Raw genomic sequence first — 13982 nt, forward strand, 5'->3', positions numbered from 1 at the left:
GTCCGGCGGGCACCGCGGATGCGGCCGTCACCCGCCGGGTGCGGACTCCCTCGCGAGGGTGGCCGGGACGCGGGACGCGGCGAGCGCGATGTTGCGGGCCATGCCGCCGAACACGACCGCGTGGAAGGGGGAGACACTCCACCAGTAGGCGTGGCCGAGCAGCCCGTGCGGATGGAACATGGCCCGCTGGCGGTAGCGGGTACGACCCCCGGGGTCCGTGTCGGCGTACATCTCCAGCCAGGCGAGACCCGGCAGCCGCATCTCGGCCCGCAGCCGCAGCAGACGGCCGGGCTCGATCTCCTCCACCCGCCAGAAGTCCAGCGAGTCGCCGGCCCGCAGCCGCGCCGCGTCCCGCCGCCCCCGGCGCAGCCCCACCCCGCCCACCAGCCGGTCCAGTCCGCCCCGTACCGCCCAGGCCAGCGGGAAGGAGTACCAGCCGTTGTCCCCGCCGATCCCCTCGATCACCCGCCACAGGGCCTCCCGCGAGGCGTCCACGGTCAGCTCCCGCCGGTCCGTGTACAGGCTGCCGCCCGCCCAGTCGGGGTCGGTGGGCAGCGGGTCGCTGGGCGCGCCCGGCACCGCCGCCGACGACCAGCGGGTGGTCACCTGCGCGTCCTGGATGCGCTGCAGGGCCAGCCGTACCGCCTCGTCGAAGCCGAACGGATGCCCGGGCGGGTCCGGCACGTACCGCGCGATGTCGTGCTCGTGGCAGACGACCTCGTGGCGCAGCGACTCGGTCAGCGGCCGGGCGATGGACGCGGGGACCGGGGTGACCAGCCCGACCCAGTGACTGGACAGGCCGGGGGTCAGCACCGGCACGGGGAGGATGACCCGGCGGGGCAGTCCGGCGACCGCCGCGTACCGCAGCATCATGTCGCGGTAGGTCAGGACGTCCGGTCCGCCGATGTCGAAGGCGCGGCTGACGCCGGCCGGCATCCGGGCACTGCCGACGAGATACCGCAGCACGTCGCGGACCGCCACGGGCTGGATACGGGTGCGCACCCAGCTGGGGGTGATCATGACCGGCAGACGTTCGGTGAGATAGCGCAGCATCTCGAAGGAGACGGAGCCCGAACCGATGACGACGGCGGCACGAAGGACGGTCGTGGGCACGCCGGAGTCCAGCAGGATCCGGCCCACCTCGGCCCGTGACCGCAGATGCGGCGACAGCTCGGATTCCGGCACGCCCGACGGCGTCAGACCGCCGAGGTAGACGACGCGCCGCACCCCCGCGGCACGGGCCGACTCGCCGAAGATCCGCGCCGCCCTGCGGTCGGTCGCCTCGAAGTCGGCGCCGGTGCCCAGCGCGTGGACCAGGTAGTAGGCGACGTCGACGCCCCGCATGGCCTCGGCGACGCGGGCGGCGTCCGTGACATCGCCCCGCACCACCTCCGCCCGCCCGGCCCAGGGGTGGTCGCGCAGCTTGCCGGGGGAGCGCGCCAGACAGCGCACCCGACAGCCCTCGGCGAGCAGCTCCGGCACCAGCCTGCCGCCGATGTATCCGGTCGCCCCGGTCACCAGGCAACGTGGGCCGGGGGCGTGGTCGTCAGCGTTCATCGGCTCTGCGTCCTCCGCGTAGGCCCCCCTGGAGAGCACTTCCACATGTGCCGTCGTTCCGGATGCGGCGGATTCCATGGTCTGCCCGCCGGCGACAACGGTCGACCCGGAGCGGCGGACGGCGGGCCCGGCCCGCTCCTTGGGCATGTCCGCGCCCATCGCGGGCAGGCGAACCGCAGGACAGGAGCCGTATCCGGCCGAAGGACGGACGCTGGAGGTGTCTGCCGCCATGAGCGCGAAGGTGTTGGAACGTTTCCCCGCCGGAGCTCCGCGGGGATCGTGGCCGGCGGAGGAGTACGCGGCGAAGCGCCGCGCCGAGGGCGAGCCCGCGACGGTCGTGATGGATCTGCGGACGGACGCCTTCCTGGTCGTGGTCCCCGGCCCGGACGACGACTGACCCCCTTGTCCGGCCGCGAGCGGTCGGTCCGGGAAGTGGCCGTTCCGGCTCTCCGGTGGTCCCGGCGGTGTTGTCGGCGCACACCGCCGTGCGGGTCACGAGTACCTCGGCCGGCAGGACGTCTTCGGAACTCGCACCGGCGGGGCTGCGGGAGCGGATGAGGACGGTGGTGTCTCTGACCGCCGTTTCGGACTCCGAGATCCCGTGTCGTGCCGGCTGCGGGGTGATGGCGGGCTTCGGCGCCGCCGCGCTCCTCGGCCCGGATCCGGCCGGGGCGGCGAGGCGCATCGCCGTGGACGGCGACGACCGCGAGCCGGCCACGGCGCACGGGCTCGGAAGCCACCCACACCGTCAACTCCCCGGAGACCAAAGGCGTCGACGCGGCGCGGGAGCTGCCGGCCGATTCGGGCCCGACGCGGTGATCGAGGCGGTGGGGCGGCCGGAGACCCGCCGTCAGGCCTGCTGTGCCCGTGACCTCGCCGGGACCGTGGTGCCGGTCGGCGTCCTCACCCCGGAGATGAGGCTGGAGCTGCCGCCGCCGGACGCCTTCGGCACCGGGACCGTCGCCCTGGACGAGGTCGAGAAGGCCGTCGAAAGGATGCGCCACGGTGACGTCCCGCGTTCGGTGACGAGCCAGATGCGGATCGACCGCGGTTTCTGACCGCCCCGCGTCGTCACACCGAAGGACGCCCGTTTCTCCTGTTCACCCTTGCCTTCGAGGGCACTTCGGCACGCCCGGGAGCCGCCGCCGCGGCCTGCGCAGACCGGCGAGTGAACGCCTTGACAACGCTTCGGAGACGCCCTCAGACTGACGTTGCGCTCATCGCAATCCGTTTCGCTATACGCACCGAGGTGTCATGATGATTCCCGCGTGCCGTCTCGCGGATCTGCCGCGAGGCGAGGCCCACCGGCTCGATATCGACCCGCCCGTCTCGGTGTTCCACACCGACGACGGCGAGCTCTTCGCCATCGACGACACGTGCACCCACCAGGACGCCTCGCTCGCCGACGGCTGGCTGGAGGGCCGCGAGGTCGAATGTCCCCTGCACGCCTCGAAGTTCGACCTGCGGACCGGCGCCGTGGACGCACCCCCGGCCAAGCGCCCGGTCCGCACCCACCAGGTCGTCGTCGAGGACGGCACCGTCTACGTCCGGCTGTCCGCCGACGCACCCAACCTGCCGCCGTGCGTCGCCGCCCGGCTCGCCGGAGGCGCGGCGTGAGGACGGTGGCCGTGGTGGGCGCCTCGCTGGCCGGGCTGTCGGCCGCGCGCTCGCTGCGGCAGCGGGGGTACGACGGCCGGCTGGTCGTCATCGGCGACGAGCCTCATCGCCCCTACGACAGGCCGCCGTTGTCCAAGGAGTTCCTGGCCGGCACCCTCGGCGAGGCGGACCTGGCGCTGGAGCGGGACGACGAGGAACTCCGCGCGGAGTGGCTGCTCGGGGCGTGCGCCACCGGGCTGGACCGCGCCGGACGGGCGATCCGGCTCGCCGACGGCCGGGAGGTCCGCGCCGACGGCGTGGTGATCGCGACCGGCGCCGCCGCCCGCACCCTGCCCGGCACCGGAGGTCTCGCCGGGGTCCATGTACTGCGCACCCTCGACGACGCCCGCGCCCTGCGGGACGACCTCGCCCGGGGTGGCCGCCTTGTGGTGATCGGCGGCGGGTTCGTCGGCGCCGAGGTCGCCTCCACGGCGTACGCCCTCGGGCTCGACGTGACCGTGGTCGAGGCGGCGCCGACCCCGCTGGCCGGACCGCTCGGCCCGGCCATGGGCGCCGTCGTCTCCGCCCTCCACGCCGACCACGGCGTACGGCTGTTGTGCGGGGTCGGGGTCAAGGGGCTGAGCGGCGAGCGCCAGGTGGAGGCCGTACTCCTGGAGGACGGCCGCAGCGTGCCCGCCGACACCGTCGTCGTCGGGGTGGGGGCGCGCCCCTGCGTCGAGTGGCTGGAGGGCTCCGGCGTCGCGCTCGACAACGGGGTCAAGTGCGGCGCCGACGGGCGGACCAGCGTGGCCGGGGTGGTCGCCGTCGGCGACTGCGCCAACTGGTACGACCCGCACGCCGGCGGCCATCGCAGGGTCGAGCACTGGACCGGCGCACTGGAACGGCCGGCCGCCGCCGTCGCCGCGCTCCTCGCCTACGGGGCGACGGAACCGGGCGTCCCCAGGCCCCCGTACTTCTGGTCCGACCAGTACGGCGTGAAGATCCAGTTCGTCGGGCACGCCGCCGGGGCCGACGACGTGACGGTCGAGGAGGGCTCGACCGACGACCGCAGCTTCCTCGCCGTCTACCGGCGGGCGGGCCGGCCGGTCGCCGTGCTCGGGATGAACCAGCCGCGGCTCTTCACCCGCCTGCGCAAGCAGTTCGGCACCACCGCGTCCTGACCCGGCGCCCGCGCCGCCCCATCGATCCACGACGTTCTCCGAGGAGTGCACCGTGACCTCGACCAGCCTGCCGGACAGCCTGATCGCCACCCTCCCCGGTTCCGCCTACACGGATCCCGGCATCTTCGCCCAGGAGCAGGAACGCATCTTCGAGACGATGTGGTTCTGCGTCGCCCGCGCGGCGGACCTGCCGAAGCCCGGCGCGTTCCGCACGGTGGACGTGGGCCGCGAGAGCATCCTCGTCACCCGGGCCCGGGACGGGTCGGTCCGCGCCTACTTCAACGTCTGCCGGCACCGCGGGGCCAGGCTGTGCACCGAGGACGCCGGCGAGGTCAGGCGCGCCTTCCAGTGCCCGTACCACGCCTGGACCTACGACCTGGACGGCAAGCTGGTCGCGGCCCCCAACCTCACCAAGATGCCCGACGTCGGCCGTACCGAGTACGGCCTGGTGAGCGTGGCCGTGCGGGAATGGCTGGGCTATGTGTGGGTGTGCCTGGCCGAGGAGCCGCCCTCCTTCGAGGAGGACGTGCTGGGGGCCGTCGTCGAGCGGCTGGGCGACACCGCGTCGATCGAGCACTACGACATCGACCACCTGGCGGTGGGCCGGCGGATCGTCTACGACGTGCGGGCGAACTGGAAGCTCATCGTCGAGAACTTCATGGAGTGCTACCACTGCGCCACCATCCACCCCGAACTCACCGAGGTGCTGCCCGAGTTCGCCGACGGCTACGCGGCGCAGTACTACGTGGGCCACGGCGCCGAGTTCGGCGCGGACGTCCAGGGTTTCACCGTCGACGGTTCCGAGGGGCTCGACCGCATCCCCTCGGTCGCCGCGGACCAGGACCGGCGGTACTACGCGATCACCGTGAGACCGCAGGTGTTCATCAACCTCGTGCCCGACCATGTGATCTTCCACCGGATGTACCCGGTGGCCGTGGACCGGACGGTCGTCGAGTGCGACTGGCTCTACCTTCCGCACGTCGTGGAGAGCGGCAGGGACGTCAGCCGGTCCGTGGAGCTCTTCGACCGGGTCAACCGCCAGGACTTCGACGCCTGCGAGCGCACCCAGCCCGGGATGAGCTCACGGCTGTACGCCAAGGGCGGTGTGCTGGTGCCCAGCGAGCACCACATCGGCGCCTTCCACGACTGGGTCCACGAGCGGCTCGGTACCCGGCGGCCGGAGTGACAGGACCGGCAGGACTGGCAGGAGAGGGAACGCCCGTGGCCCGCGCGGAACGCGGACGCGGGCCGTACGGCGGTCGTCCTCGGGGCGCTCAGCCCAGGAACCCCATCCGGTGGCTGATCTCGGCGGCGCCCTTGACCAGCACCGGAGCCAGCTCGTGCATCCGCTCCTCGGTGAACCGGTAGGACGGCCCGGAGGCGCTGATCGACGCGGCGACCTTGCCCTCCCGGTCCCGGATCGGCGCGGCCATGGCGTGCAGCCCGATCTCCAGCTCCTCCAGCGTCCAGGCGTAACCGCGCTCCCGGGCCTCGGCGAGGTTCTTCTCCAGCTTCGCCTTCGTGGAGATGGTGTGCGGGGTGAGCTTCTTCAGGCCCCCGTCCGAGATCAGCGCGGCCCGTTCCTTCGCCGGCAGATGGGCCAGCATGATCTTGCCGCTGGAGGTGGCGTGCAACGGGGTCAGCTGGCCGACCCAGTTGTGCGCGGTGACGGCGGCCGTACCGCGTACCTGGTAGAGGTTAATCGCGTAGTGCTCCTGCATCACGGCGATGTTGACCGTCTCACCGATCTCCTCGGCCAGCCGCTCGCAGACCTGACGGCCCTGCTGGGTGACGTCGATACGCCCGGTGACGGCGCCCGCCAGACGTACGATGCCGAACCCGAGCGCGTACTTGCCCCGTTCACCCGCCTGCTCCACCAGACCGCGCGCCTCCAGGGCGCCGAGCAGGCGGAACGCGGTCGACTTGTGTACCTCGATCTCGGCGGCCACCTCGCTCACGCCCGCCTCGCCGCGCTGGGCGAGGATCTCCAGGACGCTGATGGCGCGGTCGACGGACTGCACGCCGCCGGAGGATGAGCCGTTCGTTTCTGTGTCCGGACTGTAGTTGCTCATAGCGGAACTATACGCGGAGTAAACAACAGCACCCAAGAAACGTGGTGTGAACAAAGATCTTACAAGTTGCGTTGTTCGCAACCTGGTGCGCATAGCGATACCCGTACTAGCATGCCGCGCACATCGACGGCGCGAGCGGGACGAGGCGGTATGGCTCCCTTGCAAGACGTGCAGTACGACTTCGTCATCGTCGGCGGCGGATCGGCCGGCAGCGCACTGGCGAACCGGCTCTCGGCCGACCCGGGCAACCGGGTGCTGGTGCTGGAGGCAGGCCGCCCGGACTACCCGTGGGACGTGTTCATCCATATGCCCGCGGCGTTGACGTACCCCATCGGAAGCCGTTTCTACGACTGGAAGTACGAGTCCGAGCCGGAGCCCCACATGGGCGGCCGCCGTGTCTACCACGCCCGCGGCAAGGTGCTGGGCGGCTCCAGCAGCATTAACGGCATGATCTTCCAGCGCGGCAACCCCATGGACTACGAGCGCTGGGCCGCCGATCCCGGCATGAAGACCTGGGACTACGCCCACTGCCTGCCGTACTTCCGCCGGATGGAGAACTGTCTGGCCGCCGACCCCGACGACGAGTTCCGTGGCCATGACGGACCGCTCGTGCTGGAACGCGGCCCGGCCGAAGGCCCGCTCTTCTCCGCCTTCCTCAAGGCCACCGAGGAGGCGGGCTACGCGCCCACCGACGACGTCAACGGCTACCGGCAGGAGGGCTTCGCCAGGTTCGACCGCAACGTGCACCGCGGCCGGCGGCTGTCCGCGTCCAAGGCGTACCTCAAACCCGCCAGGAATCGGCCCAACCTCACCGTGCGGACCCGCGCTCTCGTCACCCGCGTCCTCTTCGAGGGGAAGAAGGCCGTCGGCGTCGAGTTCCAGCGCGGCAAGGGCGCCCTCCGGCAGGTCCGGGCCGCCGAGGTCATCCTGTGCGGCGGCGCCGTCAACTCCCCGCAGCTGCTCCAGCTTTCCGGCGTCGGCAACGCCGAGGAACTGCGTGCCCTCGGCGTCGACGTCGTCCACGACCTGCCGGGCGTCGGCGAGAACCTCCAGGACCACCTGGAGGTGTACATCCAGTACGCCTGCAAGCAGCCCGTCTCCGTACAGCCGTACCTGGCGAAGTGGCGGGCCCCCTTCATCGGCCTGCAGTGGCTGTTCCGCAAGGGACCGGCCGCCACCAACCACTTCGAGGCCGGCGGCTTCTGCCGCAGCAACGAGGACGTGGCCTACCCCAACCTGATGTTCCACTTCCTGCCCGTCGCGGTCCGCTACGACGGCTCCGTGCCCGCCGGCGGCCACGGCTACCAGGTCCATGTCGGGCCCATGTACTCCGACGCCCTCGGCTCGGTGAAGATCCGGAGCAAGGACCCGCGCGAACACCCGGCGCTGCGCTTCAACTACCTCTCCACCGAACAGGACCGCCGCGAGTGGGTCGAGGCGGTCCGGGTGGCCCGCGAGCTGCTCAACCAGCCCGCGCTCGCCCCCTACAACGACGGGGAGATCTCGCCCGGCCCGTCCGTGGCGACGGACGAGGAGATCCTCGCCTGGGTCGCCAAGGACGGCGAGACCGCCCTGCACCCGTCCTGCACCTGCAAGATGGGCACGGACGCGATGTCCGTCGTCGACCCGCTGACCCTGCGGGTGCACGGGGTGGACGGACTGCGCGTGGTGGACGCCTCGGTGATGCCGTACGTCACGAACGGCAACATCTACGCCCCGGTGATGATGATCGCCGAGAAGGCGGCCGACCTCATCCTCGGCAAGGAACCGCTGCCGGCCTCCGAGGCCGTCTACTACCGGCACCGCGGCGCCCGGAAACAGGCCGGGTAGCGCACTCTCCCCGGACTTGACGGCGGTCGGTCCGTTCGTCAGGGTGTTCCACCAAAAGCAATCCAATGCACAATGCGCAACGAATTCGGCCTCGAAGGGCGCGACCGTGGCAGATCTGTACGTGGATGGTGAATGGCGCGCGGCGGTGGCCGGCGGCCGGCGCGAGATCCGCTGTCCGGCGGACGGCACCCTCGTCGCCACGGTCTCGGAGGCGACCCGCCCCGACACCGAGGCCGCGATCGCCGCGGCCCGGCGCGCCTTCGACGACGGCCCCTGGCCGCACACCCCCGAGCGGGAGCGCGGCGCGCTGCTGCTGCGCACCGCCGGCATCATCGAGCGCGACGCCAAGGAGTTCGCCCGCGCCGAGTCCCTCGACACCGGCAAGCGCCTGGTGGAGAGCGAGTACGACATCGCCGACGTCGTCTCCTGCTTCCGCTACTACGGCGGCATCGCCGGCACCAGCGCCGGACGAGTGGTCGACACCGGCCGCGACGACGCGCTCAGCTGGGTCACCTACGAACCCGTCGGCGTCTGCGGCCTGATCACCCCCTGGAACTACCCTCTCCTGCAAGCCTCCTGGAAGGTCGCACCCGCGCTTCTCGCGGGCAACACCGTCGTCCTCAAGCCCAGTGAGCTCACCCCCTCCACCTCGGTCCTGCTGATGAAGGCACTCGAGGAGGCGGGCCTCCCGGCCGGCGCCGCCAACCTGGTGCTGGGCGCCGGCCCCGAGGCGGGTGCGCCGCTCGCCGAGCACCCGGCCGTCGACATGGTGTCCTTCACCGGCGGACTGCACACAGGCCGGCGCCTCATGGCCACCGCCGCCGCCACGGTGAAGAAGGTCGCCCTCGAACTCGGCGGCAAGAACCCCAACGTCGTCTTCGCCGACGCCGACTTCGCCACCGCCGTCGACTTCGCGCTCACCGCCGTCTTCCTGCACTCCGGGCAGGTCTGCTCGGCCGGCGCCCGGCTGATCGTCGAGGACACGATTCACGACGCCTTCGTCGACGAGGTCGTGCGCCGCGCCCGACTCATCCGCCTGGGCGGCCCCTTCGACCCCGAGGCCGAGACCGGGGCACTGATCTCCGCACAGCACCGCGAGAAGGTCGAGGCGTATGTCGCCGCCGGTCTCGCCGAGGGCGCCGTACTGCGCTGCGGCGGCGCGCGCCCCGACGCCCCCGCCCTGGCGAACGGCTTCTACTACCCGCCGACCGTCCTCGACGAGTGCCGGCAGGACATGCGGGTGGTGCACGAGGAGTCCTTCGGACCCGTGCTCACCGTGGAGCGCTTCCAGGACGAGGACGACGCCGTCCGCATCGCCAACGACACGGAGTACGGCCTCGCCGGAGCCGTCTGGACGCAGGACGCGGGCAAGGCGCAGCGGGTCGCCCGCAGGCTGCGCCACGGAACCGTGTGGATCAACGACTACCACCCCTATGTGCCGCAAGCGGAATGGGGTGGCTTCGGGCACTCGGGCGTGGGCCGCGAGCTGGGACCGACCGGCCTGGACGAGTACCGAGAGCCCAAGCACGTCTGGCAGAACATCCAACCCCGGCCGCAGCACTGGTTCCGCGGCTGACGCCGAAGAGAGGTCCCCACCATGACCCCAGCCCAGACCGAGGTGTCGCAGCGGCGCGACACGTCCGAGGATCCCCGGGACCGCACCCCGGTCATCTCCGTGCGCCGGCTGTGGAAGGTGTTCGGGCCCAAGGCCGACCAGGTGCCGGGCTCCGAGGAGTTGTGCGGGCTGACCCGCCGCGAACTGATGGACCGCACCGGCTGCACCGCCGCCGTACGGGACCTAAACTTCGAGGTGTCGCCCGGCGAGGTCTTCGTCGTCATGGGCCTGTCCGGGTCCGGCAAGTCCACCCTGGTGCGATGTCTGACCCGGCTGATCGAACCCACCGCCGGAGAGGTCGTGTTCGAGGGCGAGGACATCCGGGGCGCCGACGCCCGGCGGCTGCGGGAGCTGCGGCGCAGCAAGTTCTCCATGGTCTTCCAGCACTTCGGTCTGCTGCCGCACCGCAAGGTCGTCGAGAACGTGGCGTTCGGCCTGGAGATCCGGGGCATGGGCCGGGCCGAACGGACGAAGAAGGCCATGGAGGTCGTCGAACTGGTGGGCCTCGCCGGATACGAGAACTCCTACCCCGACCAGCTCTCCGGCGGCATGCAGCAGCGCGTCGGCCTCGCGCGCGCCCTCGCCGGCGACCCCGACGTCCTCTTCTTCGACGAGCCGTTCTCCGCACTCGACCCGCTGATCCGCCGTGACATGCAGAGCGAGGTCGTCCGCCTGCACCACGAGGTCGGCAAGACCATGGTGTTCATCACCCACGACCTCTCCGAGGCACTGAAGCTCGGCGACCGCATCCTGATCATGCGGGACGGCAGGATGGTCCAGTGCGGCACCGGCGACGAACTCGTCGGCGCCCCGGCGGACGACTACGTACGGGACTTCGTCAAGGACGTGCCGCGCGGCGACGTCCTCACCCTGCGCTGGATCATGCGGCCCGCCACACCCGAAGACGCCCTGGACGGGCCGGAGTTGGGCCCGGACGTCGTGGTCCGCGAGGCCACCCGGGCGGTGCTCGCGGCCGAGAAGCCGGTCAAGGTCGTCGAGCACGGCAAGCTGCTCGGCATCGTCGGCGACGAGGAGATCCTCACCGTCGTCGCGGGAGCACCCGTCGCCGGAGCACCCGTCGCCGGAGCGGCCGTCGCGGGACAGGAAGGCGGCGCCTGATGGCCGCCGTCGCCGACGCCACCGTGCCCGGCGCCGCCCTGCGTCACAAGGTCAGCCGCCCCATGGTGGTGGCGGCCATCCTGATCGTCTGGCTGGTGCTCTTCACCGTGCTGCGCGGCCGGCAGACGCTGACCCTGGCCGCCGCCGACCTCACCGGACTGCACCGCTGGCTGAACGACGTCAACGACAGCATCGGCGCCAACCGCAACTCCAACCCGGTCTTCCTCTACTTCTTCAACGAGATCCGGCTGGTCATCGACAACCTGGTGACCTTCGTCCAGTCCCTGATCTCCCAGCCCACCGGCTCCCGCCCGGTTCCGCAGATCGGCTGGCTCGGCGTCGTCGGACTCGCCGGTTACGTGTCCTGGGCCGTGGGCAACTGGCGGGTCGCGCTGCTGGCCGCGGCAGGCTTCACCTTCTTCGGGCTCCAGGGCCTGTGGCAGGAGAGCATGGACACCCTGGCGCTGACCCTGTCGGCGGTCCTGGTGGCCCTGCTCATCGGCATTCCGCTGGGGGTGTGGGCGGGGCTCTCCGACCGGTTCAACCGGATCATGACGCCCTTCCTGGACTTCATGCAGACGATGCCGACCTTCGTCTACCTCGCCCCGCTGACCCTGATCTTCCTCATCGGCGGGGCCTCCGCCGTGATCACCACGGTGATCTACGCGGCACCGCCCGCCATCCGGATCACCGCGCACGCCATCCGCTCGGTGCCGGAGACCACCGTCGAGGCGGCCGACTCGCTCGGCGCGACACGGATGCAGCAACTGCTGAAGGTGCTGCTGCCGATGTCCCGGCGCACGGTGGTCATGGGCGTCAACCAGACCATCATGGCCGCCCTGGCCATGGTCACCATCGCCGCCCTGATCGACGCGCCCGGCCTCGGCAAGACCGTCGTCCAGGCCCTGCAGTCCCTCGACGTCGGCACCGCCTTCAACGCCGGACTCGCCATCGTCGTCATGGCCATCGTGCTCGACCGGGTCACCACGGCGGCGGCCGCCCGCACCGAAGTCCGCCGTACCGGCGGCCCGTTCCTCAAGTGGCGCCGCCTCCTGCTGGCGGCCGGCGGGATCGCGGCCGCCGTCCTGGTCTACCTCTCCCACACCTACGTCTGGGCCGCCGAGTTCCCCGGCGACGGCACCGTCGGCACCCATATCGCGAGCGCCGCCGACACCGCGACCACCTGGCTCCAGGACCATCTCTCCGGCCTGACCAACGCCCTGCGGGACGTCCTCACCAACGGCCTGCTCAACCCGTTCCAGACGCTGCTCACCGACTCCCCGTGGTGGCTCGTCGGTGCCACCCTGGTCGCGCTCGGCGCGGTCCTCGGCGGCCGGCGGGCCGGGGTGACGGCGGCGGTGTGCGTCGGGCTGCTGGTCGGCACGGGCCTGTGGTCGGACAGCATGACCACGCTCGCCTCGACCGCCGTGGCCACCGTGCTGGTGATGCTGCTCGGTGCCGTCGTCGGCGTGTGGATGGGCCGTAGCGCGCGGGCGGACCGGCTGATCCGGCCTGCCCTGGACGCCGCCCAGGTCATGCCGCCCTTCGTCTATCTCGTGCCGTTCCTGGCGCTCTTCGGCGCCACCCGCTTCACGGCGATCGTCGCGGCCGTCGTCTACGCGGCACCCGTCGCGATCAAGATCATCGCGGACGGGGTGCGGAACGTGCCCGAGTCCACCGTGGAGGCGGCCACCTCGGCCGGGTGCAACACCTGGCAGATCATCACCAAGGTCCAGCTGCCGATGGCACGCGGCGCCCTGACCCTCGCGACCAACCAGGGCCTGATCTACGTGCTGTCGATGGTTGTGGTGGGCGGCCTGGTAGGCGCGGGCGCCCTCGGCTACGACGTCGTGGCCGGTTTCTCGCAGGGCGAGCTGTACGGCAAGGGGCTGGCGGCGGGGCTCGCCATCGTCCTGCTCGGAGTCATGTTCGACCGGATCACTCAGGCTGCGGCGCGACGCACCCGGGCATAAGGAGCACCGACACCATGGCACAACACTGGCGCATAGGCGCGGCCGGCCTGGCCGTCCTCGGCCTCACCCTGACGGCCTGCGGCGGGGCGAAGGTCGGCGAGGACACCTCGGCCGGCTCGAAGTCCGCGGACGGCAAGTGCGGCACCTTCAACCTGGCCGTCAACCCGTGGGTGGGCTACGAGGCGGACGCGGCGGTCGTCGCGTACGTCGCGGAACACGACCTCGGCTGCACGGTGGAGAAGAAGGACCTCAAGGAGGAGATCGCCTGGCAGGGCTTCGGCACCGGCGAGGTCGACGCCGTCCTGGAGAACTGGGGCCACGACGATCTGAAGAAGAAGTACATCACCGGGCAGAAGACGGCCGTCGAGGCCGGCTCGACCGGCAACAAGGGCGTGATCGGCTGGTACGTCCCGCCGTGGCTGGCCAAGGCGCACCCGGACATCACGAACTGGCAGAACCTCGACAAGTACGCCGCCCAGTTCAAGACGTCCGAGTCGGGCGGCAAGGGCCAGCTGCTCGACGGCGACCCGTCGTACGTCACCAATGACGCCGCCCTGGTGACGAACCTGAAGCTGGACTTCAAGGTGGTGTACGCGGGCAGCGAGACCGCGCTCATCCAGGCCTTCCGGACGGCCGAGAAGAACAAGCAGTGGCTGATCGGCTACTTCTACGAACCGCAGTGGTTCCTCTCCGAGATACCGCTGGTGAAGGTGGACCTGCCCAAGTACACGACGGGCTGTGACGCCGACGCGGCGAAGGTCGCCTGCGACTACCCCGTCTACGACCTGGACAAGATCGTCAGCACGAGTTTCGCCAAGTCGGGCAGCCCGGCCTACGACCTGGTGAAGAAGTTCAACTGGACCAACGACGACCAGAACACCGTGGCCAAGTACATCGCCGTGGACAAGATGTCCGACGACGCGGCGGCCAAGAAGTGGGTCGACGCCAACCGCGACAAGGTCGACGCCTGGCTGAAGTAGCGGGGGGCGTCACAAGGCCGGTCCAGTACGCCCGGCGGGCGGTGCGCAGCTGTGCGCAC

12 protein-coding genes are annotated in these 13982 nt (G+C 71.2%); 10 read left to right on the top strand and 2 right to left on the bottom strand.

Annotated features, from left to right (window positions below; translation table 11 throughout):
- Positions 1 to 27: 27 nt before the first annotated feature.
- Positions 28 to 1557 (bottom strand): SDR family oxidoreductase, encoded by a 1530-nt coding sequence (locus tag ACFWXC_RS09190; RefSeq protein ID WP_384475524.1) that lies wholly within the window; start codon positions 1555 to 1557, stop codon positions 28 to 30.
- Between the two features lie 229 nt (positions 1558 to 1786).
- Here ACFWXC_RS09190 and ACFWXC_RS09195 point away from each other — a divergent pair, with 229 nt between their 5' ends.
- The 5 genes from ACFWXC_RS09195 to ACFWXC_RS09215 all read left to right on the top strand — a co-directional run bounded on the left by ACFWXC_RS09195 (position 1787) and on the right by ACFWXC_RS09215 (position 5520).
- A complete protein-coding gene (locus ACFWXC_RS09195) occupies positions 1787 to 1954 on the top strand; it encodes a hypothetical protein (RefSeq protein ID WP_351737705.1) in 168 nt (55 codons plus the stop codon).
- A 169-nt stretch (positions 1955 to 2123) separates the two neighbouring features.
- Positions 2124 to 2615 (top strand): hypothetical protein, encoded by a 492-nt coding sequence (locus tag ACFWXC_RS09200; RefSeq protein ID WP_384475485.1) that lies wholly within the window; start codon positions 2124 to 2126, stop codon positions 2613 to 2615.
- A gap of 196 nt (positions 2616 to 2811) precedes the next feature.
- Positions 2812 to 3174 carry a bifunctional 3-phenylpropionate/cinnamic acid dioxygenase ferredoxin subunit gene (locus ACFWXC_RS09205; protein WP_384475488.1) on the top strand — a complete coding sequence of 121 codons (363 nt, stop codon included), beginning with the start codon at positions 2812 to 2814 and terminating at the stop codon, positions 3172 to 3174.
- Entirely contained in the window at positions 3171 to 4334 is a 1164-nt protein-coding gene (locus ACFWXC_RS09210) for an NAD(P)/FAD-dependent oxidoreductase (RefSeq protein WP_384475491.1), read from the top strand. Before ACFWXC_RS09205 ends, ACFWXC_RS09210 begins: the two co-directional genes overlap by 4 nt.
- 52 nt (positions 4335 to 4386) lie before the next feature.
- Positions 4387 to 5520 (top strand): aromatic ring-hydroxylating dioxygenase subunit alpha, encoded by a 1134-nt coding sequence (locus ACFWXC_RS09215; protein WP_384475494.1) that lies wholly within the window; start codon positions 4387 to 4389, stop codon positions 5518 to 5520.
- A gap of 88 nt (positions 5521 to 5608) precedes the next feature.
- Here ACFWXC_RS09215 and ACFWXC_RS09220 read toward each other — a convergent pair whose 3' ends face one another.
- Positions 5609 to 6406: an IclR family transcriptional regulator gene (locus ACFWXC_RS09220; RefSeq protein ID WP_384475497.1), complete on the bottom strand. Its 798-nt coding sequence runs from the start codon at positions 6404 to 6406 to the stop codon at positions 5609 to 5611.
- Positions 6407 to 6556: 150 nt separating this feature from the next.
- Between ACFWXC_RS09220 and betA the strand changes: the two genes are divergently transcribed.
- From betA to ACFWXC_RS09245, 5 genes are all read left to right on the top strand, one after another.
- Entirely contained in the window at positions 6557 to 8236 is a 1680-nt protein-coding gene (betA, locus tag ACFWXC_RS09225; RefSeq protein WP_384475500.1) for a choline dehydrogenase, read from the top strand.
- A 106-nt stretch (positions 8237 to 8342) separates the two neighbouring features.
- Positions 8343 to 9812, top strand: a complete 1470-nt coding sequence (locus ACFWXC_RS09230; RefSeq protein ID WP_384475503.1) for an aldehyde dehydrogenase family protein — start codon at positions 8343 to 8345, stop codon at positions 9810 to 9812.
- Positions 9813 to 9833: 21 nt separating this feature from the next.
- Positions 9834 to 10970, top strand: a complete 1137-nt coding sequence (locus ACFWXC_RS09235) for a glycine betaine/L-proline ABC transporter ATP-binding protein (RefSeq protein WP_384475506.1) — start codon at positions 9834 to 9836, stop codon at positions 10968 to 10970.
- Positions 10970 to 12943, top strand: a complete 1974-nt coding sequence (locus tag ACFWXC_RS09240) for an ABC transporter permease (RefSeq protein WP_384475509.1) — start codon at positions 10970 to 10972, stop codon at positions 12941 to 12943. Before ACFWXC_RS09235 ends, ACFWXC_RS09240 begins: the two co-directional genes overlap by 1 nt.
- Before the next feature lie 14 nt (positions 12944 to 12957).
- The gene (locus tag ACFWXC_RS09245) at positions 12958 to 13923 is read left to right on the top strand and encodes an ABC transporter substrate-binding protein (protein WP_384475512.1); all 966 of its coding nucleotides are present in this window, start codon (positions 12958 to 12960) and stop codon (positions 13921 to 13923) included.
- Positions 13924 to 13982 lie beyond the last annotated feature (59 nt).

This window comes from Streptomyces sp. NPDC058683 (genome assembly GCF_042716195.1).
Classification (GTDB): Bacteria; Actinomycetota; Actinomycetes; order Streptomycetales; family Streptomycetaceae; genus Streptomyces.